Below are 21,060 nucleotides of genomic sequence, written 5' to 3' on the forward strand. Positions count from 1 at the left end.
ATAGTCGTGTCGCCTCTAGACATCGCCAAAATGTCCGTTTGTATGACTTGCATGAGCGATATGCGCGGCTTCAGCCGAAGGGGAGTACTCGGACTCGGACTTGGGGCCGCCGCAGCGGCCGGCCTCACCGGCTGCACCGTCGGTGGCCCGTCCGGTGCGGGCAACCCCGGCCCGGCCAACCCGACGGGCGCCGCCCCGCCCGCCGGCCCGGTGGTCAAGCCCATCGGCGACGGATCCACCGCCGACACCGGGCCGCAGCCGCACCAGCCGGCCGCCCCCGTACCCCTCCAGCCGGGCGAGACCCCGCCCCAGTTCGTGGTGTTCAGCTGGGACGGTGCGGGCGAGATCGGCAACGGCCTCTTCCCCCGGTTCCTCAAGCTCGCCAAGGACCACGGCGCGGCCATGACCTTCTTCCTCTCCGGGATCTACCTCCTGCCCGAGTCGAAGAAGAACCTCTACCAGCCGCCGAAGAACCCCGTCGGCGCCTCCGACATCGGCTACCTCAAGGACGAGAACGTCCGAAACACCCTCAAGTACGTGCGCGAGGCGTGGCTCGACGGCCACGAGATAGGCACCCACTTCAACGGGCACTTCTGCGGCGGCTCCGGCTCGGTCGGCAAGTGGACCCCCGAGGACTGGCAGAGCGAGATCGACCAGGCCGTGTCCTTCGTCACCAACTGGCGCACCAACACCGGCTGGACCGACCTGGAACCACTGCCCTTCGACTACCGCAAGGAAATGGTCGGCGCCCGGACCCCCTGCCTGCTCGGCCAGGACAACCTGCTGCCGACCGCCCAGAAGCTGGGCTGGCGCTACGACTCCAGCTCGCCCGGCGGCCTCCAGCAGTGGCCGGTCAAGCGCGGGGGCCTGTGGGACCTGCCGCTGCAGTCGCTCCCGTTCCCCGGGCACTCCTTCGAGGTGCTGTCGATGGACTACAACATCCTCGCGAACCAGTCCAAGAACACCACCAAGGGCGTCCCCTCCAACTACCCGGCCTGGCGCACCCAGGCGACCGCCACCTACCTGGGCGGCTTCAAGCGGGCCTACGAGTCCAACCGCGCGCCCCTCTTCATCGGCAACCACTTCGAGGAGTGGAACGGCGGCATCTACATGGACGCCGTCGAGGAGTCCCTCAAGGGCATGGCGGACAAAAAGGACGTACGCCTCGTATCCTTCCGGCAGTTCACCGACTGGCTCGACGCCCAGGACCCCAAGGTGCTGGCCAAGCTGCGCACGCTCGGCCCCGGCCAGGCGCCGACCGGTGGCTGGGGCACGTATCTCACGGCGGCCTGACCCGCGCCGGGTCAGCACCTGACCAGCGGCTTAGCAGACCCCCCGGGGGGCGCGGAAGATCCGCAAACCACACATGCGAAACTTTTCACATGAGCCTTAGCCGCGCCCCCCGCCGCAGCCGCTCGACCAGCGGCCGCGCCATCCTGCTGACCGCGGTGACCCTCGCCGGCGCACTCACCCTCACGGCGTGCGGCGATGCGGACGGCGGCAGCAAATCCTCCGGGTCGGCCGGAGGCAACTACGTGACGGGCTCCAGCGGCATCGCCACCGTCGCCAAGGCCGACCGCACCGAGGCCCCCAAGCTCGACGGGGAGACGGTGGACGGCGCGACGCTGGACACCACCACCCTCAAGGGCAAGATCGTCGTCCTCAACGTCTGGGGCTCGTGGTGCCCGCCGTGCCGGGCCGAGGCCCCGTCCTTCGCGAAGGTCGCCAAGGAACTGGAGGCGGCCGGGCAGCCCGTCGCCTTCGTCGGCATCAACACCCGCGACAACACCAAGCAGAACGCGGCCTCCTTCGAAGAGACCTACGGGATCACCTACCCGAGCCTCTTCGACCCGGACGGCAAGCTGATGCTCCGCTTCCCCAAGGGCACGCTCAACCCGAACGCCATCCCCTCCACGATCGTCCTCGACAAGGACGGCAAGATCGCCTCCCGCACCCTGGCGGCGGTCAGCGAGAAGAAGCTGCGTTCGATGATCGACCCGCTCCTCGCGGAGAAGTGACCTCGTGGTCACCGCACTCTCCGGAGTCTCCGACGTCGTCCTCGCCGCCACCGACTCGACCGGCGTGAACACGACCGTCCTCAACGGCGCCCTGCTGCTGGCCCTGCCGATCGCCCTGCTCGCCGGCCTGGTCTCCTTCTTCTCGCCCTGCGTGCTGCCGCTCGTCCCCGGCTACCTCTCCTACGTGACCGGCGTCGGCGGAGCCGACCTCGCCGAGGCCCGGCGCGGCCGGATGCTGGGCGGCGCGAGCCTGTTCGTCCTCGGTTTCACGTCCGTGTTCGTCTCCACCGGCGCACTGTTCGGCTACTTCGGGCAGACCCTCGACGCGAACAAGGAAGTCATCTCCCGGGTGCTGGGCGGCCTGGTGATCCTGCTCGGCCTGTTCTTCATGGGCGCGATCCCCGGTCTGACGATGCGCGAGTTCCGCTTCCACAAGAAGCCGACCATCGGCCTGCTCGGCGCACCCCTGCTCGGCGTGCTCTTCGGCCTCGGCTGGACCCCCTGCATGGGCCCGACCCTCGCCGCCGTCGGCACCCTCTCCATCGAACAGGCCACCGCGGGCCGCGGCGCGCTGCTGACCGTGGTGTTCTGTCTGGGGCTGGGCCTGCCGTTCATCGCCACCGCCCTCGCCTTCCGCAAGGCGCTCGGCGCGTTCGGCTGGGTGAAGAAGCACTACGCGTGGGTGATGCGGATCGGCGGCGGCATGCTGATCCTGACCGGTCTGCTGCTCGTCACAGGATTGTGGAGCAGCATCGTCAGCGACATGCAGAGCTGGACCAACGGCTTCACGGTGGGGATCTGAGGACTACACGGACATGAGTACGACCGACAAGGCGTCCACCGAGGCGCCGCACGATGCCCCGGAGTCCGAGGATTCCGCTTCCGCCGAAGCCGCCGCTTCCGCCGAAGCCGCCGCTTCCGCCGAAGCCTCCGCCGAGGCCGCCGAGGCTTCGGCCGAAGCGGCCGCCGGCGCGCAGCTGTCCACCGCCCCTCTGGAGGACGCCCCCGGCAGCCCCGTGGGCTTCGGGGTGCTCGCCTCGGCCCGCTGGTTCTGGGCGCAGCTCACCTCCATGCGGGTGGCGCTGATCCTGCTCTTCATGCTGTCCCTGGCGTCCATCCCGGGCTCACTGGTCCCGCAGAACCAGGTCGACCTGATGAAGGTCGCCGCCTGGAAGAAGGAGCACGCCTCCTGGGTGGGCGTCGCCGAGAAGCTCCAGCTCTTCGACGTCTACAGCTCGGTGTGGTTCTCCGCGATCTACCTGCTGCTGTTCATCTCACTGATCGGCTGCATCCTGCCGCGCTCCTGGCGGTTCGTCGGCCAGCTCACCGGCCGGCCGCCGGTCGCGCCCAGGCGCCTCGACCGGATGCCCGCGTACACGACGTGGCGCACGGACAGCGCCCCGGACGAGGTGCTCTCCAGCGCGCGCGGCCTGCTCGGCCGCCGCCGCTTCCGTTTCCGTACGGAGGCGGGTACGGGATCAGGGTCGGGATCGGGGTCGGGATCGATCTCGGCCGAGAAGGGCTACCTGCGCGAGGCCGGGAACCTGATCTTCCACGTATCGCTGATCGTCATGCTGATCGCCTTCGCCTGGGGCCAGTACTTCAAGTCCGAGGGCGGCAAGCTCGTCCTGCGCGGCAAGGGCTTCTCCAACACGCTCACCCAGTACGACGACTTCAAGGCCGGCGGCCTCTTCGACTCCGACGACCTGCCGCCCTTCTCCTTCACCCTGGACAAGTTCGACGCGACCTTCGAGCGCACCGGCCCGCAGAAGGGCACCCCGCGCGACTTCAAGGCGTACGTCACCTTCAGCAACGGGGCCCACGGCAAGCCGGAGAAGCGCGAGATCCAGGTCAACAAGCCGATGGAGGTGGACGGCTCCAAGGTCTACCTGCTCGGCCACGGCTACGCGCCGGTCATCTCGGTGACCGACTCCACCGGCAAGGTCGTCTACAAGGACGCCGTGCCGATGCTGCCGCAGGACGGCAACCTCACCTCCACCGGCGCCATCAAGGTCACCGACGGCTACAAGGACAAGGACGGCAAGACGACGCAGCTCGGCTTCGCCGCGATGTTCGTGCCGACCTTCGCGGGCGCCGGCCAGGGCACGATGTTCTCGCAGTTCCCGGAGCTGGACTTCCCGGCGCTCGCGCTGAACGCGTGGCACGGCAGCCTCGGGGTGGACTCGGGCCTGCCGCAGAACGTGTACCAGCTGGACACGTCCAAGATGCAGCAGTTCAAGACCGAGGACGGCCAGCCGCTCGCGAAGCGGATGCTGCCCGGGGAGACCATGGAACTGCCCGGCGGCCAGGGCACCGTGAAGTTCGAGGGCATCGAGCGCTGGGCGACCTTCTCGATCACCCACCAGCCCGGCAGCGGCCTCGCCCTCGCGGGCGCCGTCGCCGCCATCGCGGGACTGGCGGGTTCCCTCTTCATCCGGCGCCGACGGATCTGGGTGCGTGCGGTCCGCGGCGAGGACGGCGTGACCGTCGTCGAGATGGCGGGCCTCGGCCGCAGCGAGTCCGCCAGGCTCCCCGAGGAGCTGGCGGCCCTGGCCGGCGCGCTCCACGAGCAGGCGCCGAGCGCGGCGCCCGCGCCACCTGTCGCCGATGCCGATGTTGATGCCGATGCAGAACCCGAACCCGCAGCACCCGCAGCACCTGCCGAAGAAGCCGAAGAAGTCGAAGGGGAGCGCGCGTGATGCAGCTCGCGGCCGCAGCCAACGAGAGTCTGGCTCACCTCAGCAACAACCTGATCTACGCGTCCATGGCGGTCTACACCCTCGCCTTCTTCGCCCACATCGCCGAGTGGATCTTCGGCAGCCGCAGCAAGGTGGCCCGTACGGCCGCCGCGCTCACCAGCTCCCAGGCGTCGTCCGGGACGGCCAAGGCGGCCGCCCCCGCCGTCCAGGTGCGGGGCAAGGCCGCCGCCGCCGTCCTCGACAAGCCCAAGGTGGTCACGCGCAGCGCCGCCGGCACCCGTGACGTCCCGGACGGCCCCGGCGCGGCCGGCGGCACCGTCCAGGGCGACCTGTACGGGCGCATCGCGGTCTCGCTGACCACCCTCGGCTTCCTCCTCGCGGCGGGCGGGGTCGGCGCCCGCGCGATGTCGGTGGAGCGGGCCCCCTGGGGCAACATGTACGAGTTCTCGATCACCTTCTCCACGGTGGCCGTCGGCGCGTACCTGCTGCTCCTCGTGCTGAAGAAGAACGTCCGCTGGCTCGGCCTGTTCCTGGTCACCACGGTCCTGCTCGACCTGGGCATCGCCACCACGGTGCTCTACACCGACAGCGACCAGCTGGTCCCCGCCCTGAAGTCGTACTGGCTGCTGATCCACGTCTCCACCGCGATCATCTGCGGCGCGGTCTTCTACATCGGCGCGGCCGGCGCGGTCCTGTACCTGTTCCGCGACTCCTACGAGGCGAAGCTCGTGCGGGGCGGCAAGCCGGGCAAGTTCGCCACCTCGGTCATGGAGCGCTTCCCGTCGGCGGCCTCGCTCGACAAGTTCTCGTACCGCATCAACGCGGCCGTCTTCCCGCTGTGGACCTTCACGATCATCGCAGGCGCGATCTGGGCCGGCGACGCGTGGGGCCGCTACTGGGGCTGGGACCCCAAGGAGGTCTGGTCCTTCGTGACCTGGGTGGCGTACGCCTGCTACCTGCACGCCCGTGCCACGGCCGGCTGGAAGGGCCGCAAGGCCGCGTACCTCGCGCTCTTCGCGTTCGCCTGCTGGATCTGGAACTACTACGGCGTGAACATCCTGCTGAGCGGCAAGCACTCGTACGCGGGCGTCTGACCTCGGGTCGGACGGAACACAGGAGGGGCCGGGCAGCCGAAAGGCCGCCCGGCCCCTCCGGCGTTTCCGTCACCAGTTGGGGCGCAGCGGGGGGAGGGGGCCGTCCCCGTTCAGGGTGCGGACCAGGCGGCCCAGTTCGGTGCGCAGGGCGCCGAGGTCGACGCTGCCGCGGCCGAGCTCGGCCTCCAGCTCGTGCAGCACCCGGCCGGCGGCCCCCAGGTGGGCGGTCGCGGCCTCCGTCAGGACCACCAGCTTGCGCCGGCCGCCCTCGGGGTGCGGCTCGCGCCGTACGTACCCGCGCCGCTCCAGGTCGTCGACGAGCTGCCCGGCGGCCTGCTTGGTGACCCCGAGCCGCTCGGCGAGCTCGGTCGCGGTGGCGCCGCGGGCCCCCAGGGCCTGGAAGGCCATGCCGTGCAGGGGGCGCAGGCCGTCGGCGTACCCGGCCTCGTCGAGGCGGCGGGTGAACTCGCCGAGCAGGAGCTGGAAGCCGAGGCCGAGCAGGAAGGTCAGCTCGATGTCGTCGTGGTCGCCGCTGCCGCTGCCGTCGTCGCTCTGGTGGATGGTCACGGAAACATGGTGACACAGGTGAGTCAAGCTGCTTTACTCGTCCGAGTAAAGCAGCTTGACTCACCTGCTCCGGAAGCGAAGGACCCGCCGTGCGCGTCATCACCCCGTCCCCCGACCACGTCATCACCACCCCGAACGCGACCATGACCGGCTTCGCCTCCCCCAGCCGGGGCAGCGCCGAGCTGAGCACCTGGCACGCCGCCATCCCCGCCGGAATCACCGGCCCCGAGCACTCCGTCAGCCGCGAGCAGGTCTGGACGGTCACCGTCGGCGCCCTGGACGTCACCTGCGGCGGCCGCACCGAGAAGGTCGCCGCGGGCGAAGCCGTGGTGCTACCCCCGGACGTCCTGCGCCACGTCCACGCCCTGGCGGACACCGAGGTGTTCGTCGCCATGCGCGCCGACGGCCTCGTCTCCGTCCCCGGCACCGAGGGCAGCCGCCCCCTGCCCTGGGCGGTGTGAGCCCCGCCGGAGCCCCGGCAGGCTGACGGCCGCGGCCACCAGTACGGCCGCGAAGGGGACGAGCAGCGCCGCCCGGTACCCGTCCAGGGGCTCGGCGGCGCCGGCCGCCACCCCCGTCACACCGGCCAGGCCGAGCGCCGCGCCGAACTGGAACGCCGTGTACAGCAGCCCGCCCGCCAGGCCCTGCTCCTCCTCCGCGACCCCCTCGGTGGCGACGATGGTCAGCGGCCCGTAGACCAGGGCGAAGGCCGTCCCGAGCAGGATCAGGCTCGGCAGCATCGTCAGGTAGGACCAGTCGGCTCCCAGCGGCAGGAACAGCCCGTACGCCAGCGCCGCCAGCAGCAGGCCGCCGGAGATCAGCCGGCCGCTCCCGTACCGCGCCACCAGCTTCGGCACCACGGTCGGCGAGAGGACCGCGTCGATCCCGATCACCAGCATCGCCAGGCTCGTCTGCAGGAGGGACCAGCCGCGCACCTCCTGGAGGTAGAGCACCACCAGGAACTGGAAGCCGAAGAACGCCGCCGAGAACAGCAGCGCCGCCGCGTTGGCCCGCAGCAGCCCGGGCGAGCGCAGGATCCCGAGCCGGACCAGGGGCTCGGCCGTGCGCCGCTCGACGAGGGCGAAGGCTCCGAGCAGCGCCAGCCCCGCCACCGCGGGCAGCGCCGCGAGCTCCTCGACGCCGAGGACGAGCAGGACGACGCCCGCGGTCACCAGCACCCCGCCCCACACGTCGATCCGGCCCCGGTCCCGGCCCCGGTCCCGGCGCCCGGCCGAGGGTGCCTTCGGGGCCTGCGGTACGAAGGCCAGCGCGCCCGCCAGGATCAGCGCGGCCAGCGCCACGGGAGCGAAGAACACCCAGCGCCAGCCGACCGAGGCGAGCAGCCCGCCCGCGACCAGCCCGACCGAGAACCCGGCCGCCGCCGTGCCCGAGTACACGAGCAGCGCCTTCTCCCGCTGGGGCCCCTCGTCGAAGCCGGTGGTGATGATGGAGAGGCCCGCCGGGGTCATGAAGGCGGCGGCGACCCCGGTCACGAAGCGGGCGGCGATCAGCTGCCAGCCCTCGGTGGCGAGCCCGCCGAGCCCGGAGAAGACCAGGAAGACCGCCAGCCAGCCGATGAACATCCGGCGGCGTCCGAAGAGGTCGGCCGCGCGGCCGCCGAGCAGCATGAAGCCGCCGTAGCCGAGCACGTAGGCGCTCATCACCCACTGGAGCGCGCCGGTTTCGAGGCCGAGGTCGGCGCGGATGGACGGCAGGGCCACGTTCAGCATCGCGACGTCGATGCCTTCGAGGAAGATGGCGCCGCACAGGACGAGCAGGACGCCGAGCCGGCGCCCGCGGATGGAATCGACGGAATCGACGGAATCGATGGAGACCACGGAGAGACCTCGCAGGATCGAGGGAAGGGAAGAGCGGGAAGTTGCCGGCTCAACCACCCTCGCCCGCCGCCCGTAGGGGAACAACGGCGAAGATCTCAACGTTCGTTCAGCTGTGCTTACCGATCGCGATGAGCTGGACTGCTTCCTGATCCTGGCCGAGGAGCTGCACTTCGGCCGCACCGCCGAGCGCATGCTGCTCTCCCGGGCCCGCGTCAGCCAGCTCGTGCAGCGCCTCGAGCGGCGCGTCGGCGCCCGGCTCTTCCTGCGCACGAGCCGCAGCGTCGCCCTCACCTCGCTCGGCGCCCAGCTCCGCGCCGACCTGGAACCGCACCACCGCGGCATCGCCGCCGCCCTGGACCGGGCCGCGGCGACGGCCCGGTCGGCCGACGGCGTGCTCCACGTCGGCTTCACCACCCCGCCCGCGGGCGAACTCGTCCTGCGCGCCGCGCAGGCCCTGCGCACCACGCACCCCGGCATCACCGTCGAGGTGTGCGAGGTGCCGCTCTCCGACCCGTACGGGCAACTGCGCGGCGGGGCCTTCGACGTGGCCTTCGCCGAGTTCCCGGTCCGCGAACCCGATCTGGGGGAGGGGCCGACGCTGTTCACCGAGGCGCGGGCGCTGGCGGTGGCCGCCGGGCATCCGCTGGCCGCGCGGGACTCCGTGACGCTGGAGGAGCTTGCGGGGGTCGCGCTGCTGGCCGTGGCCGGGGACCTGCCCGCGTACCTGCGCGAACACCAGGCCCCGGCGCGCACCCCGGGCGGGCGGCCGATCCGGCGCGGCCCGGAGGTGACGAACCTGCAGGAGGCGCTGATGCTGGTCGCGGCGGGCCGGGGCGCCCTGCTGACCTCGGCGCACGCGGCGGCCTACCACGCACGCCCCGGCGTCACCCACGTTCCGGTGGCCGACGCCGAGCCGGTCGGGTACGGGCTGGTCTGGCGCGCGGGAGAGGACACCGGCGCCGTACGGGCCTTCGCGCAGGCGGCGCAGCGAGCGGTGGCCCGGACGGGGACCGGAGCCCCGTAGGACCGGAGCCTCGTAGGCCCCAGCCCCGGCCCTACTCCTTGTCCTTGTCCCTCTCGTCCTGCTCCTCGCGCAGGGACTTCAGGAACTCCGGGTTGTCGTCGGGCGCCACCCACGTGCGACGGCCCGGGCGGGACCGGCCGCCGCCGCCGGGCACCCGCTTCTTGCCCGCGAAGAGCCACACCACCGGACCGACGATCGAGAAGAGCAGGATGATCAGGACCCAGACGACCTTCGGTAGGTGCTTGACCTCTTCTTCCGGCGTGTTCAGGCAGTCGATGAAGGTGTAGATGGTCAGCGCGATGATCAGCAGGAACGGCAGATAGCGCAGCACGGTGTGGGACCGACCCCCAGAAGAACGGTGCGGACCGGGCAGGCCCGCCGTGGACTCTTCCAGGGTAGATGCCCCGCCGCGCTTCGGGCTCTGAGCGGGGATGTCACAATTGCCCGCATGGCTTACGACGATCTCCGCTCGCTGCTCCGGGCTCTCGAGCGGGAGGGCGACCTCAAGCGCATCAAGGCCGAAGTGGACCCGTACCTAGAGGTCGGGGAGATCGTCGACAGAGTGAACAAGGCGGGCGGACCCGCGCTGCTCTTCGAGAACGTCAAGGGCTCGGCGATGCCGCTGGCCATGAACGTCTTCGGCACCGACCGGCGCCTGCTGAAGGCCCTCGGGCTGAAGTCGTACGCCGAGATCAGCGAGAAGATCGGCGGCCTGCTCAAGCCGGAGCTGCCCCAGGGCTTCATCGGCGTCCGCGAGGCCTTCGGCAAGCTCGGCTCGATGGTGCACGTGCCGCCGAAGAAGGTGAAGGGCGATTCCGCGCCCGTCCAGGAGGTCGTCCTCACCGGCGACGACGTGGACCTGGACCAGCTGCCGGCCCTCTTCACCTGGCCCAAGGACGGCGGGTCCTTCTTCAACCTCGGGCTCACGCACACGAAGCACCCGGAGACGGGCGTGCGCAACCTCGGCCTGTACCGCCTCCAGCGCCACGACAAGCGCACCATCGGCATGCACTGGCAGATCCACAAGGACAGCCGCAACCACTACGCGGTGGCCGCGGCGCGCGGTGAGCGGCTGCCGGTCGCGATCGCCTTCGGCTGCCCGCCGGCCGTGACGTACGCGTCCACCGCGCCGCTGCCGGGCGACATCGACGAGTACCTCTTCGCCGGGTTCGTGGCGGGCAAGCGGATCGAGATGGTGGACTGCAAGACGGTCCCGCTCCAGGTCCCGGCCAACGCCGAGGTGGTCATCGAGGGCTGGCTGGAGCCGGGGGAGACGCTCCCGGAGGGCCCCTTCGGCGACCACACCGGCTTCTACACCCCGCAGGAGCCGTTCCCGGCGCTGACGATCGACTGCGTGACGATGCGCAAGCGTCCGCTGATCCAGTCGATCGTCGTCGGCCGGCCGCCGACGGAGGACGGCCCGCTGGGCCGTGCGACGGAGCGTTTCTTCCTCCCGCTCCTCAAGATCATCGTCCCGGACATCGTGGACTACCACCTCCCCGAATCGGGCGGCTTCCACAACTGCGCGATCGTCTCGATCGACAAGAAGTACCCGAAGCACGCGCAGAAGGTCATGCACGCCATCTGGGGCGCGCACATGATGTCGCTGACCAAGCTGATCATCGTGGTGGACAAGGACTGCGACGTCCACGACCTCCACGAGGTCTCCTGGCGGGCGCTCGGCAATACGGACTACGCCCGCGACCTCACCGTCGTGGAGGGCCCGGTGGACCACCTGGACCATGCCTCCTACCAGCAGTTCTGGGGAGGCAAGGCGGGCATCGACGCCACGAAGAAGCTGCCGACGGAGGGTTACACGCGGGACGGCGGCTGGCCTGACATGGTCGAGTCCGACCCGGCGACCGCCGCCCTGGTGGACAGCCGCTGGAAGGAATACGGACTGTGAGCGACATCGAGACGGGTGGCCCCGCCCTCTTCATCGGGACCGACACGGTCTACGTGGCCCTGGTGCGCCCGGAACTCGACCCGGCCGACCCCGGCGTCCGCGAGGCCGCCGAGCAGGCGGGCGTCTCGCCCGAGGAGTTCGCGGGCCCCGGCAACGTCTGGGCGCTGATGCTCGACGAGGACGGCGAGGGCGACGGCTTCGAGCTGCCCGGCGCGCGGGACATCGAGGCGGACGACTTCGCGGAGCAGCTCCAGCGGGCCCTGGTCGCGGGCGAGCCGTTCAGCGCGGAGGCCGGGAACTTCCTGCGCCTGGAGGCGCGCCCGTCTCCCACCACCTGGCAGCTGACCGCCCACGTCACCCCGCCCGAGGGGCACGACGCGGGCCCGTGGACCCTGGAGCTCGGCACGCTCCCCACGGCGGACCTGCTGGCCGACCTCGAAGACTTCCGGAGAAGCCTCGCATGATGACGACCGCCGACGAACTGCTCGGCTCGTCCGGCCCGGCGCCGCAGCCGGTCGGCAAGGTCAAGGCGTTCCTGCGGCTCGTGATGATCGAGCACTCGGTCTTCGCGCTGCCCTTCGCCTACATCGCCGCGCTGACCGCCATGTACACGCTCGACGAGCGGATGCACTGGGGCAAGCTGCTGCTCGTCACCGTCTGCATGGTGGGGCTGCGCACCTTCGCGATGGCCGCCAACCGGATCATCGACCGGGAGATCGACGCGCGGAACCCGCGGACCGCCGGGCGCGAGCTGGTGACGGGCGCCGTCTCGGTCCGCTCCGCCTGGACCGGGGCCGGGATCGCCCTCGCGGTGTTCCTCGGGTCGGCGGCGCTGCTGAACCCGCTCTGCCTGATGCTGGCGCCGATCGCCGTCGTGCCGATGGTGGTGTACCCGTACGGGAAGCGGTTCACGAACTTCCCGCACGCCATCCTCGGCCTCGCCCAGGCGATGGGCCCGGTCGGCGCCTGGATCGCGATCACCGGCGAGTGGTCCTGGGACGCGGTGATCCTCGGCCTCGCCGTGGGCGTGTGGATCGGCGGCTTCGACCTGATCTTCGCCTGCCAGGACGTGGCCGCGGACCGCGCGGAGGGCGTCAAGTCCGTCCCGGCCCGCTTCGGCATCCCGGCCGCCCTGTGGGGCGCGCGCGGCGCGCACGTGGTCACCACCGGCCTGCTGGCCTTTTACGCGGTGGCGACGGACGCGGGCTGGCCGTTCTGGCTCGGCCTGCTGATCGTCGTGGCCGCCTTCGTCTACGAGCACACCATCGTCACGCCCCACGACCTGTCCCGCCTGAACCGCGCCTTCTTCACGGTGAACGGTTTCATCGGCATGGCGCTCTTCGCGTGCGCGCTGCTGGACCTGGTGACGCGGGGGCTGTCGCTGTAACCCGGACGGGTGGCCGTACGCCCGATCCGGCGGATCGACAGGCGTAGGAGGCGCTAGCCTCCGGCCATGACCAGGCCGCAGAACGACCGCTCGCGCTCGCGGCTCAGCCGGTTCGAGGACATGTTTCCCGGCCACCGGACGGAGATCGTCGAGGGGGCCGTCGTGCTGACGCCGCTGAGGCCGACCGACAATGCCACGGTCCACAGACTGTGGAACACACTCGCAGCGCAGCTGGCTGACCAGTGGGGCTTCCTCAGCGACGTGGCCGTCCCCTTCGACGGTGACAACGAGTTCTGCCCCGACCTCGCCGTCATTCCGCGGGCTGAGGCGGACAGGAACCTCATCGCCTATCCACCCGACCTGATCGAGCTCGTCATCGAGGTCGTCTCCCCGAGCAGTGTGCGCAACGACTACGAGGTCAAGGACCGGGCGTACGCCCGCCGTGGCATCCCGCACTACCTGATCTTCGACCCGTACAAGGCGCGGTGTACGACCCTTTGGAACCCCGGGCCCGACGGCTACCTGGGCCGCGACGTGATCCCGTACGGGGGGACGGTCACCGTGGAGACCGGGATCGGGAAGGTCTCCGTGGAGACGGCCGAGCTCCCCGTGGACCCCGGCTCCGCAGCCTAGAGCGCCGCCACCTCCGGTCGCGGCCGCGCGGCCAGTGCGACCGCTGCGCCGGCCAGGAGGCCGAAGAGGTGGGCCTGCCAGCTGACCACCGAGTCCGTCGGGAGGGCTCCGGCCAGGAAGGTCGTGCCCCAGACGGCGGCGATGACGACGGCGACCGCCACGCCCAGGGGGCTGCGTTCCACGAAGCCGCGGACCAGCAGGTAGCCGAAGAGGCCGAAGATCAGGCCGGAGGCGCCCGCCGTGATGCTGTGGGGCGGGGAGATCAGCCAGACGGCGAAGCCGTCGGCGACGATGATGGCGGCGGAGACGGCCAGGAAGCGGGCTATCCCGCTCAGCGCGGTGACGAAGCCGAGGACCAGCAGCGGGACGCTGTTGGAGGCCACGTGGTCGAAGCCGAAGTGCAGGAAGGGCGCCAGGGGGATCCCGCTCAGCCCGTCGGCCTCCCGCGCAGTGATCCCGTAGGAGTCGAGTGCGTGGCCGGTGGCGTAATCGACGGCCTCGATCAGCCACAGCAGCGCCACCCAGCCCAGCATCAGCTTCGCGGCGGCCACCGCCCGGCCGGTCCGGCTCCAGGCGAAGGATCCCGTACCGCCCGGGTGTGTACTGCTTCCGCTTGCGCTTGCGCTCATGACGATCCCTCCGCCGTGTCCACCCCTTGAACGTGCGGACACCTTAGTCAGTGCCCCCCGTCGGTGGCCGGATAGTCTCGGAGGTATGACTGAGGGCAAGCGCACCCCGTGGGTGGTCGGGGTTTCCGGGGCGTCCGGGACGCCGTACGCGGCCGCGGTGATCCGTGGGCTGCTGGCGGGCGGCGAGAGTGTGGACCTGGTGGTGAGCCGGGCGTCCAGGCTGACCCTGCTGGACGAGACCGGGATCGCCTTCCGCGACGCGCACTGGCAAGGCGACCTGGGGGAGTGGCTGGAGCGGGGGGCCGACGGCAAGCCCGGTACCTTCGCGCGCCCGGACCTGGACGGCGTACGTCACTGGGCGGCCGGGGACCTGGCGGCCGGCCCGAGCAGCGGCTCGTACCCGGTGAAGGGGATGCTGATCGTGCCCGCGTCCACGGCCTGCGTGGCCGGGGTGGCGCTCGGGCTGTCGAAGGACCTGCTCCAGCGGGTCGCGAGCGTGACGCTCAAGGAGCGGCGCCGGCTGGTGGTGACGGTACGGGAGACCCCGCTGAGCGGGCAGACGCTGAAGCATCTGGTGAGCCTGGACGAGGCGGGCGCAGTGGTGCTGCCCGCCTCTCCGGCGTTCTACGCGGGTGCGACGCACATCCAGGATCTGGTGGACTTCGTCGCGGGGCGGGTGCTCGACGCGGCAGGGGTGCCGCACGGGCTGTACCGCCGGTGGGAAGGGGAGCTCGGAAGCTCCCGTCCCCGGGAGGCAAGCGGTGGCGCTTAGCGCTTCTTGGCGCGCCCCGGCTTACGGGTCTTGTCGACGCGGTGTGCGGCGGCGGGCTGGTCGGTGCGGGATCGGTTGGCCAGCTCCTGGAGCTGTCGCATGTGCGCGTAGGCCATCTCGATCGTGTACACGGTGAACCACTCCTGAAGATTGTCAGATCATCTTTGATCTGTTGAAAGATTCACAGGGTGTCGACCCTGTGTGCCTTGGATTCTATACGTAAACTTGAGGGATCGCCGAATAATGGAAGGCTTCAGGTATATGGACGCGGTGGACAGGCAGCTCATCCAGGCACTTCGTGAGAACGGACGTGCCTCGTACGCCGAGCTGGGCCGGCTCGTGGGCCTCTCCGGCCCCAGCGTCACCGACCGGATCAACCGGCTGGAGAGCGCCGGAGTCATCACCGGCTACCGCGCGACCGTGGACGCGGCCTCGCTCGGCCTCGGCGTCACGGCGCTGATCGGCATCTCGCTGTCCGACGCGGCGGACCACGAGGACGTGGCCCGCCGGCTGCGCGACCTCACGGAGATCGAGGACTGCTGGTTCATCGCCGGCGACGACTCGTACATGCTCAAGGTCCGGGTCGGCGACGTGGACGGGCTGGAGAAGATCATCCGCAAGCTCTCCGGCACCAAGGGGGTCTCGCGCACCCGTACGACGATCGTGCTCTCCACCAAGTGGGAGAACCGGGTCGGGGGCCTGCCCGAGGAGGCCTGAGCGCGCTGAGAGTACGGTTGGGGCGCGGTTGTGGGGCACACGTACCGCGCGGATTCGAGGACAGATGGAGAGGACCGGCATGGACGCTGGGCTCAAGCGTGAGCTGGAGGACAAGGTTCGCTCCGGCGAGCGGCTGACCCGTGAGGACGGCATCGCCCTCTACGAGTCGGACGACCTGGCCTGGCTCGGCGGCCTCGCCCACGAGGTGCGCATGCGCAAGAACGGCGACGTCGTCCACTTCAACGTCAACCGCCACCTCAACATGACGAACGTGTGCACGGCCTCGTGCGCGTACTGCTCGTTCCAGCGCAAGCCGGGCGAGAAGGACGCGTACACGATGCGCATCGAGGAAGCCGTCCGCCTGGCCAAGACCATGGAGAACGAGAACCTCACCGAGCTGCACATCGTCAACGGCCTGCACCCCAGCCTGCCGTGGCGGTACTACCCGCGCTCGCTCTCCGCGCTGAAGGAGGCGCTGCCGAACGTCTCGCTGAAGGCGTTCACGGCGACCGAGATCCACCACTTCGAGACGATCTCCGGCATGTCGGCCTCCGACATCCTGGACGAGCTGATCGAGGCCGGTCTGGAGTCCCTCACCGGCGGCGGTGCGGAGATCTTCGACTGGGAGGTCCGCCAGCACATCGTCGACCACCGCACCCACTGGGAAGACTGGTCGCGCATCCACCGCCTCGCGCACTCCAAGGGCCTCAAGACCCCGGCGACGATGCTCTACGGGCACATCGAGGAGCCGCGCCACCGCGTGGACCACGTGCTCCGGCTGCGCGAACTGCAGGACGAGACCGGCGGTTTCCAGGTCTTCATCCCGCTGCGCTACCAGCACGACTTCGTGGACATGAAGGACGGCAAGGTACGCAACAAGCTCCAGGCGCGTACGACGATGGCGACGGGCGCCGAGGCGCTGAAGACCTTCGCGGTCTCCCGCCTGCTCTTCGACAACGTCCCGCACGTGAAGGTCTTCTGGGTGATGCACGGCGTGCAGACGGCGCAGCTCGCCCTGCAGCACGGCGCGGACGACATGGACGGCTCGGTCGTCGAGTACAAGATCACGCACGACGCGGACAACTACGGCACCCCGAACAAGCTGGGCCGCGAGGACCTGCTGGAACTGATCCGCGAGGCGGGCTTCCGCCCGGTCGAGCGCAACACGCGCTACGAGATCATCCGCGAGTACCCCGGCCCGGACGCGGAGCTCCGCGAGACGCCGCAGGCGATGCGGGTCTGACGCCCGTTGCTCCCTGGTGTCTTGATGCCTTGACGCCTTGGGCCCCGGTCCTCCTCTCAGGGGGCCGGGGCCCTTTGCGCACCGCGCCTCGTAATAGCTAATCTAGCCCCATGGCCCTTACCTTTACCTTCGATCCGGTCGTCGACCCCGCCCTGGCCGAAGACTTCGCCGCGCTCTGGACCGACGTGTCCAACGCCGGCGGAGCAGTGGGCTTCGTACCGCCCGTCGTCATCGAGGACATCCGCCCCGAGCTGGACAAACACCTCGCCGCGGCAGCCGAGGGCCGCAGCCGCCTGCTCGTCGGGCGCGACGCCACCGGGCGGGTGCGCGCCACCGCCGTCATCGCCCCCAACCAGCACCGGCTGCAGAAGCACTGGGTCTGGGCCTTCACCGTCATGGTCGACCCCGCCCTCCAGGGCCGCGGCGCCGGCCGGGCGCTGATGGACGCCCTCGCGGACGCCGCCCGCACGATGGAGGGCATCGAGGCGATCCGCCTCGGCTGCCGGGGCGGGCTGGGCCTGGAGCACTTCTACGCCGCCTGCGGATACAAGGAGGTCGGCCGCGTCCCAGGCGCCATCCGCGTGGCCCTGGACGGCGACCGCGACGACATCACGATGCTCCTGCCGCTGAGCTGATGGGTACGGTTCGCCACTGCGTGGCAACGGACCGGGGCAAGGGGCAAGGCTGTGGGAGTGACGGAAGTAGCGCGGCGCTGGGACCAACGTGCTGTGGCGGTGGTGCAACTGACCGGGACGTCGACCGACTTCGAGCTTTTCGAGGGCGAGGTTCAGGCGCGCGACTGGAAGGTGCTGGACCGGGGTGAGTCACCCGCAGTCGCGCCGTCGACTGAGGGCAGCTGCCGCTACACCCTTGAGGTCAGGTTCCCCGGTTCCGCGATCCGGGCGGCCAACGCCGCCAGAGAATACCTGGAGGTCGTATCCGACCGCCTGACGCTGGATCTGGTCGTCGAGGTCGTACAGCGCATCGACCGCGACCCAGTGGATCTGCCCCTTTGGTTCGCCTATCAGCCCCCGCCACCGCCCGGTGATCCCGCTGCAGCGGCGCCGTGGACCGGGCGACTGCGCGCCCGCGTACTCGCCTGGTGCGCCGTCACGCTCGGTACGCGGGACACGGGCCGCCAGGTACGGGCCGCCACCGAGGCCGAGGCCCTGGCCCAGTCGACCCGGCCGCTGCCCGGGGCGGTGCCGGCGCCCGCAGAGGTGTCTGTACGGCACTCCATGAACGTGACCTCGGTCGCGCAGCCCGATCTGCCACCGCGGCGGCGCACGCCCGTGTGGCGGCTGGCCATGCTGCGCTTCCCCGCGCTTGTCGCGCTCGTCTGCGGAGCGTGGGTCGCCCTGATCCGGGACTCGGGACCGTGGTGGTTCGTGCTGCCCGCAGTGCTCTTCTTCCTCGCTGCGGTGGGTGCGGCAGTGCTGATCGTGCGGTGGTCCATCCCGCGGCTCCCGGTCGCAAGGGCGATCGGGTTCGGGCTCGCGGTCGCTTGCGCAGCGGCGGGATTCGGCGCTGTCACCGTCATGACCGCACCGGACGAGGGTGGCGGATTCGCCGTGGTCGTGGTCGGCATCGCGTTCGGCTACCTCGTGGGTACAGGGGTCTGGCTCTGGGCGCGTCAGTCGAGCTGGGCCAGGATCCTTCCGTGGCTGCTGCCCGCGCTGCTGGGCTTCGTACCAGGCCTGTTGCCCGGCCTCGGGCTGTCCCTGCCCGCGCTCTACTTGGATGCTTTCGGCATCCACAGCGAGGACGTCGAGATTCCCGCGGTGATGAAGGTTCTCGCCGCTCTGAAGCTGCTGGCATCCACTCTGATCTGGCTCATCGCGCCCGCGCTGCTCGGGTACATGCGGCATACCCATCACATGATCACCAGCCGGGGGATGGGGTACGCGACCACGGTCGTCGTCAGCGTCTACACCCTGGCAATCGGCGTACTGGGCCTCGCGGTCCAGCCGGCGCTGACCGCCGGGCAGGAAGCAGTCGCGGCGGCCGCCGCAGGACGGACACCCACGCACTACTTCGGAATCGAGCCCGAGTGGGTCTGCGCCTCCCCGGTCAGGCCGCTGGAACAGGTGCCGGTCGATGGCGGGACGCTCGACCCCGCACGCCCGTACCTCTCGCTCGGGGACGCGAGTGGGACCGTCGTTCTGTGGGATACCCGGGGTCAGACAGCCCTCAAGATCCCCCTGTCCGCTCTGCGGCTTGTGCCCGTCGAAGCCCCCCGGCGCCCTTGTCCGTAGCGCGGGCGTGCTTCACTGGACGGGCACAAACCGCCGTAGGACGACGAGAGAGAAGGGGTCACCGTGTCCCTCAAGCCGAGCGCGACGATCCGATACACCGCGATGCGCCTGGGGATCTTCGTCGGATGCCTCGTCCTCGTCGCAGGTCTGGTCCGGCTGGGCTGGGTGCCCTCCGGTCTCGGTGACGCCAACCCCGCCTGGGTCGTGCTGCTCGCCCTCGTGCTCTCCGCGCCGCTCTCCTTCGTGCTGCTGCGCAAGCAGCGCGACGAGATGTCCGTCGCCATCTCCGGACGCGTCGCGGGCGCGAAGGACAAGCTCGCCGCGAACCGCAGCCAGGAGGACGACGCGGTCGACGAGGCCGCGCGCGCCAGTTAGCTTCATCACACACCGAAATGCCTCGGCTCCGGGTTCGTCACCCGTGACGCCGGGGCTTTCGGCGTTTTCAGGGGAGTTGGCCGGACTTCGCCGAGGTCCGCGGCCCGCTTCCGGCGCCCGTTGACCCAAAGGGAGACTTTGAGATTCCCAAAGGTGAAGTGTTAGCGTGTTCAACATGTTGACGACAGCCGCGCACCAGATGACCCCGAGCGTTCCGCTCGTGGCGCGCCTGCACGTCGACCTCTGCCGCCGCGCGTCCGCGGCCTGTTGCTGTTGTCGCTGAGTCCCGCGACCAGCCCTGGCACAGCAGCGGTCCCGCCCGCCCGGCTCTTGGCTTTTCCGGGTGCTGCCGCACCGCACCACCACCCCACCGCAGAAACCGCAGACCCACCCGGAGAGTGTCCGTGTCCGCGTCACCGCAGACCCCTGCCGCCGAGGCCCCCGTAGAGGCCCCCGCCCCGGCGAAGAAGTCCTCCTTCTCGTTCCCCTTCTGGGCCCAGATCGTCACCGGCCTCGTGCTCGGCGTCCTGCTCGGCTGGGTCTCCCGCAGCCAGGAGATCAGCTGGCTCGGTACGACCCTGGAGCAGATAGGCGACATATTCGTCCAGCTCCTGAAGCTGGCCGTCGCCCCGCTCGTCTTCTTCGCCATCCTGGTGTCGATCACCAACCTCCGGAAGGTGAACAACGCCGCGCGGCTCGCCTCCCGCACCCTGCTCTGGTTCATGATCACGTCGCTGATCGCGGTGGCCATCGGCCTCGCCATCGGCCTGCTCACCAACCCGGGCTCCGGCACCGGCCTCACCCCGCAGGACGGCAAGCTGCCGAAGCGCGAAGGGTCCTGGCTGGACTTCCTGACCGGCATCGTGCCGACCGACATCATCACGCCGTTCACCGAGCTGAACGTCCTGCAGATCGTCTTCCTCGCCGCCGTCGCCGGCATCGCCGCCCTCCAGCTCGGCGCCAAGGCCCAGCCGGTGCTGAACCTCGCCGAATCCGTGCTGGAGCTGCTCCAGAAGGCCCTGTGGTGGGTCATCCGCCTCGCCCCGATCGGCACCGTCGGCCTGATCGGCACCGCGATCGCCACGTACGGCTGGGACCTGCTCGGCAAGTACGCCACCTTCACGGTGGACGTGTACGTCGGCTCCGCGCTCGTGATGTTCGGCGTCTACCCGCTGCTCCTGTGGACCGTCGCCAAGGTCAACCCGCTCCAGTTCTTCAAGGGCGCCTGGCCGGCCATCCAGCTGGCCTTCGTCTCCCGCTCCTCCGTCGGCACGATGCCGGTCACCCAGAAGGTCACCGAGCGCCTCGGCGTCCCGAAGGAGTACGCCTCCTTCGCCGTCCCGTTCGGCGCGACCACGAAGATGGACGGCTGCGCCGCGATCTACCCGGCGCTCGCCGCGATCTTCATCGCGCAGATCTTCGACGTGCAGCTCGGCATCACCGACTACCTGCTGATCGCCTTCGTCTCGGTCGTCGGCTCCGCCGCGACGGCCGGCCTGACGGGCGCCACGGTCATGCTGACCCTGACCCTCTCCACGCTGGGCCTCCCGCTGGAGGGCGTGGGCTTGCTGATGGCGATCGACCCGATCCTGGACATGATCAGGACCGCCACGAACGTGGCAGGTCAAGCGGTGGTCCCGGTCATCGTCGCGGCCCGCGAGGGAATCCTGGACAAGGTGGCCTACGCGTCCGCCTCCTCCTCCCTCCTGGACGAGCCGGCCCCGGCCGAGTCCCCGGCCGAGTCCCCGGCCGAGTCCGAGACCACGGACGCCGACCCGGCGAAGGTGCTCGTCACCGCCTGACGATCCCGACGCAGTGTCACCCGCTCGCCGCAGCCTCGCCCCCGTCCGGGCGGGGGCTGCGGTGTGCCCGGCCGGGGGGACGTACGCAGAGCTGCGACGGG

The 21,060-nt window shown here is 70.4% G+C and carries 23 protein-coding genes and 1 pseudogene; 19 read left to right on the forward strand and 5 right to left on the reverse strand.

The window, feature by feature from the left end; all coding sequences use genetic code 11:
- Nucleotides 1-60: 60 nt before the first annotated feature.
- The 5 genes from AC3IYI_RS23270 (at nucleotide 61) to ccsB (ending at nucleotide 5,811) form a co-directional block, all read left to right on the forward strand.
- Nucleotides 61-1,293, forward strand: a complete 1,233-nt coding sequence (locus AC3IYI_RS23270) for a polysaccharide deacetylase family protein (protein ID WP_489411630.1) — start codon at nucleotides 61-63, stop codon at nucleotides 1,291-1,293.
- Nucleotides 1,294-1,382: 89 nt separating this feature from the next.
- Nucleotides 1,383-2,018 carry a TlpA family protein disulfide reductase gene (locus AC3IYI_RS23275; RefSeq protein ID WP_489405591.1) on the forward strand — a complete coding sequence of 212 codons (636 nt, stop codon included), beginning with the start codon at nucleotides 1,383-1,385 and terminating at the stop codon, nucleotides 2,016-2,018.
- A gap of 4 nt (nucleotides 2,019-2,022) precedes the next feature.
- A complete protein-coding gene (locus tag AC3IYI_RS23280) occupies nucleotides 2,023-2,820 on the forward strand; it encodes a cytochrome c biogenesis CcdA family protein (RefSeq protein ID WP_489405592.1) in 798 nt (265 codons plus the stop codon).
- A gap of 13 nt (nucleotides 2,821-2,833) precedes the next feature.
- Complete coding sequence (gene resB, locus AC3IYI_RS23285) at nucleotides 2,834-4,717, forward strand: cytochrome c biogenesis protein ResB (protein WP_489405593.1); 1,884 nt, start codon at nucleotides 2,834-2,836, stop codon at nucleotides 4,715-4,717.
- Entirely contained in the window at nucleotides 4,717-5,811 is a 1,095-nt protein-coding gene (gene ccsB / locus AC3IYI_RS23290; protein WP_489411631.1) for a c-type cytochrome biogenesis protein CcsB, read from the forward strand. The genes resB and ccsB overlap by 1 nt, the downstream gene beginning before the upstream one ends.
- 69 nt (nucleotides 5,812-5,880) lie before the next feature.
- On the opposite strand, the gene AC3IYI_RS23295 is transcribed toward ccsB, so the two are convergent.
- A complete protein-coding gene (locus AC3IYI_RS23295) occupies nucleotides 5,881-6,378 on the reverse strand; it encodes a MarR family winged helix-turn-helix transcriptional regulator (protein ID WP_489405594.1) in 498 nt (165 codons plus the stop codon).
- Nucleotides 6,379-6,521: 143 nt separating this feature from the next.
- Between AC3IYI_RS23295 and AC3IYI_RS23300 the strand changes: the two are divergent.
- Nucleotides 6,522-6,698 (forward strand): annotated as a pseudogene (locus tag AC3IYI_RS23300) (cupin domain-containing protein); the annotation flags it as partial.
- A gap of 12 nt (nucleotides 6,699-6,710) precedes the next feature.
- Here AC3IYI_RS23300 and AC3IYI_RS23305 read toward each other — a convergent pair.
- Nucleotides 6,711-8,180 (reverse strand): MFS transporter, encoded by a 1,470-nt coding sequence (locus AC3IYI_RS23305; protein WP_489411632.1) that lies wholly within the window; start codon nucleotides 8,178-8,180, stop codon nucleotides 6,711-6,713.
- A 148-nt stretch (nucleotides 8,181-8,328) separates the two neighbouring features.
- Here AC3IYI_RS23305 and AC3IYI_RS23310 point away from each other — a divergent pair, with 148 nt between their 5' ends.
- On the forward strand, nucleotides 8,329-9,240 hold the full coding sequence (locus AC3IYI_RS23310) for a LysR family transcriptional regulator (protein WP_489405595.1): 912 nt from the start codon (nucleotides 8,329-8,331) through the stop codon (nucleotides 9,238-9,240).
- Nucleotides 9,241-9,271: 31 nt separating this feature from the next.
- Here the strand turns inward: AC3IYI_RS23310 and AC3IYI_RS23315 are convergent, their stop codons facing one another.
- On the reverse strand, nucleotides 9,272-9,571 hold the full coding sequence (locus tag AC3IYI_RS23315) for a PLD nuclease N-terminal domain-containing protein (RefSeq protein WP_489405596.1): 300 nt from the start codon (nucleotides 9,569-9,571) through the stop codon (nucleotides 9,272-9,274).
- Nucleotides 9,572-9,688: 117 nt separating this feature from the next.
- Here AC3IYI_RS23315 and AC3IYI_RS23320 point away from each other — a divergent pair, with 117 nt between their 5' ends.
- From AC3IYI_RS23320 to AC3IYI_RS23335, 4 genes are all read left to right on the forward strand, one after another.
- Complete coding sequence (locus tag AC3IYI_RS23320) at nucleotides 9,689-11,146, forward strand: menaquinone biosynthesis decarboxylase (protein WP_243340066.1); 1,458 nt, start codon at nucleotides 9,689-9,691, stop codon at nucleotides 11,144-11,146.
- Nucleotides 11,143-11,610, forward strand: coding sequence for a hypothetical protein (locus AC3IYI_RS23325; RefSeq protein ID WP_489405597.1), 468 nt, complete (start codon nucleotides 11,143-11,145; stop codon nucleotides 11,608-11,610). The genes AC3IYI_RS23320 and AC3IYI_RS23325 overlap by 4 nt, the downstream gene beginning before the upstream one ends.
- On the forward strand, nucleotides 11,607-12,533 hold the full coding sequence (gene mqnP / locus AC3IYI_RS23330) for a menaquinone biosynthesis prenyltransferase MqnP (RefSeq protein ID WP_489405598.1): 927 nt from the start codon (nucleotides 11,607-11,609) through the stop codon (nucleotides 12,531-12,533). The genes AC3IYI_RS23325 and mqnP overlap by 4 nt, the downstream gene beginning before the upstream one ends.
- Nucleotides 12,534-12,599: 66 nt before the next feature.
- Nucleotides 12,600-13,166, forward strand: a complete 567-nt coding sequence (locus tag AC3IYI_RS23335) for a Uma2 family endonuclease (RefSeq protein WP_489405599.1) — start codon at nucleotides 12,600-12,602, stop codon at nucleotides 13,164-13,166.
- Here AC3IYI_RS23335 and AC3IYI_RS23340 read toward each other — a convergent pair.
- Nucleotides 13,163-13,795, reverse strand: a complete 633-nt coding sequence (locus AC3IYI_RS23340) for a rhomboid family intramembrane serine protease (RefSeq protein ID WP_489405600.1) — start codon at nucleotides 13,793-13,795, stop codon at nucleotides 13,163-13,165. The genes AC3IYI_RS23335 and AC3IYI_RS23340 overlap by 4 nt on opposite strands.
- 85 nt (nucleotides 13,796-13,880) lie before the next feature.
- Between AC3IYI_RS23340 and AC3IYI_RS23345 the strand changes: the two genes are divergently transcribed.
- Nucleotides 13,881-14,567, forward strand: a complete 687-nt coding sequence (locus tag AC3IYI_RS23345; protein ID WP_489405601.1) for a UbiX family flavin prenyltransferase — start codon at nucleotides 13,881-13,883, stop codon at nucleotides 14,565-14,567.
- Here the strand turns inward: AC3IYI_RS23345 and AC3IYI_RS23350 are convergent.
- Nucleotides 14,564-14,698, reverse strand: a complete 135-nt coding sequence (locus AC3IYI_RS23350) for a hypothetical protein (protein ID WP_275431884.1) — start codon at nucleotides 14,696-14,698, stop codon at nucleotides 14,564-14,566. The genes AC3IYI_RS23345 and AC3IYI_RS23350 overlap by 4 nt on opposite strands.
- Nucleotides 14,699-14,828: 130 nt before the next feature.
- Here AC3IYI_RS23350 and AC3IYI_RS23355 point away from each other — a divergent pair, with 130 nt between their 5' ends.
- From AC3IYI_RS23355 to AC3IYI_RS23385, 7 genes are all read left to right on the forward strand, one after another.
- Nucleotides 14,829-15,284 carry an Lrp/AsnC family transcriptional regulator gene (locus AC3IYI_RS23355; RefSeq protein ID WP_489405602.1) on the forward strand — a complete coding sequence of 152 codons (456 nt, stop codon included), beginning with the start codon at nucleotides 14,829-14,831 and terminating at the stop codon, nucleotides 15,282-15,284.
- 79 nt (nucleotides 15,285-15,363) lie between these two features.
- Nucleotides 15,364-16,527 (forward strand): aminofutalosine synthase MqnE, encoded by a 1,164-nt coding sequence (gene mqnE / locus AC3IYI_RS23360; RefSeq protein ID WP_489405603.1) that lies wholly within the window; start codon nucleotides 15,364-15,366, stop codon nucleotides 16,525-16,527.
- A 110-nt stretch (nucleotides 16,528-16,637) separates the two neighbouring features.
- Entirely contained in the window at nucleotides 16,638-17,162 is a 525-nt protein-coding gene (locus AC3IYI_RS23365) for a GNAT family N-acetyltransferase (RefSeq protein WP_489405604.1), read from the forward strand.
- Nucleotides 17,163-17,219: 57 nt separating this feature from the next.
- Complete coding sequence (locus AC3IYI_RS23370; RefSeq protein WP_489405605.1) at nucleotides 17,220-18,782, forward strand: hypothetical protein; 1,563 nt, start codon at nucleotides 17,220-17,222, stop codon at nucleotides 18,780-18,782.
- 102 nt (nucleotides 18,783-18,884) lie between these two features.
- Entirely contained in the window at nucleotides 18,885-19,157 is a 273-nt protein-coding gene (locus AC3IYI_RS23375; protein ID WP_489411633.1) for a DUF4229 domain-containing protein, read from the forward strand.
- Between the two features lie 175 nt (nucleotides 19,158-19,332).
- Entirely contained in the window at nucleotides 19,333-19,440 is a 108-nt protein-coding gene (locus tag AC3IYI_RS23380; protein WP_323182336.1) for a putative leader peptide, read from the forward strand.
- A 121-nt stretch (nucleotides 19,441-19,561) separates the two neighbouring features.
- On the forward strand, nucleotides 19,562-20,959 hold the full coding sequence (locus AC3IYI_RS23385) for a dicarboxylate/amino acid:cation symporter (protein WP_489405606.1): 1,398 nt from the start codon (nucleotides 19,562-19,564) through the stop codon (nucleotides 20,957-20,959).
- Nucleotides 20,960-21,060: the final 101 nt, after the last annotated feature.

The sequence above is a fragment of the Streptomyces sp. GL_148 genome, from assembly GCF_057834205.1.

Excerpts from the sequence above, each read along its gene's own strand:
- AC3IYI_RS23270 (WP_489411630.1), top strand. The coding sequence starts at position 61 with ATGCGCGGCTTCAGCCGAAGGGGAGTACTCGGACTCGGACTTGGGGCC.
- AC3IYI_RS23275 (WP_489405591.1), top strand. The coding sequence starts at position 1,383 with ATGAGCCTTAGCCGCGCCCCCCGCCGCAGCCGCTCGACCAGCGGCCGC.
- resB (WP_489405593.1), top strand. The coding sequence starts at position 2,834 with ATGAGTACGACCGACAAGGCGTCCACCGAGGCGCCGCACGATGCCCCG.
- ccsB (WP_489411631.1), top strand. The coding sequence starts at position 4,717 with ATGCAGCTCGCGGCCGCAGCCAACGAGAGTCTGGCTCACCTCAGCAAC.
- AC3IYI_RS23320 (WP_243340066.1), top strand. The coding sequence starts at position 9,689 with ATGGCTTACGACGATCTCCGCTCGCTGCTCCGGGCTCTCGAGCGGGAG.
- mqnP (WP_489405598.1), top strand. The coding sequence starts at position 11,607 with ATGATGACGACCGCCGACGAACTGCTCGGCTCGTCCGGCCCGGCGCCG.
- AC3IYI_RS23335 (WP_489405599.1), top strand. The coding sequence starts at position 12,600 with ATGACCAGGCCGCAGAACGACCGCTCGCGCTCGCGGCTCAGCCGGTTC.
- AC3IYI_RS23340 (WP_489405600.1), bottom strand. The coding sequence starts at position 13,795 with ATGAGCGCAAGCGCAAGCGGAAGCAGTACACACCCGGGCGGTACGGGA.
- AC3IYI_RS23345 (WP_489405601.1), top strand. The coding sequence starts at position 13,881 with ATGACTGAGGGCAAGCGCACCCCGTGGGTGGTCGGGGTTTCCGGGGCG.
- AC3IYI_RS23355 (WP_489405602.1), top strand. The coding sequence starts at position 14,829 with ATGGACGCGGTGGACAGGCAGCTCATCCAGGCACTTCGTGAGAACGGA.
- mqnE (WP_489405603.1), top strand. The coding sequence starts at position 15,364 with ATGGACGCTGGGCTCAAGCGTGAGCTGGAGGACAAGGTTCGCTCCGGC.
- AC3IYI_RS23365 (WP_489405604.1), top strand. The coding sequence starts at position 16,638 with ATGGCCCTTACCTTTACCTTCGATCCGGTCGTCGACCCCGCCCTGGCC.
- AC3IYI_RS23375 (WP_489411633.1), top strand. The coding sequence starts at position 18,885 with ATGCGCCTGGGGATCTTCGTCGGATGCCTCGTCCTCGTCGCAGGTCTG.
- AC3IYI_RS23380 (WP_323182336.1), top strand. The coding sequence starts at position 19,333 with ATGTTGACGACAGCCGCGCACCAGATGACCCCGAGCGTTCCGCTCGTG.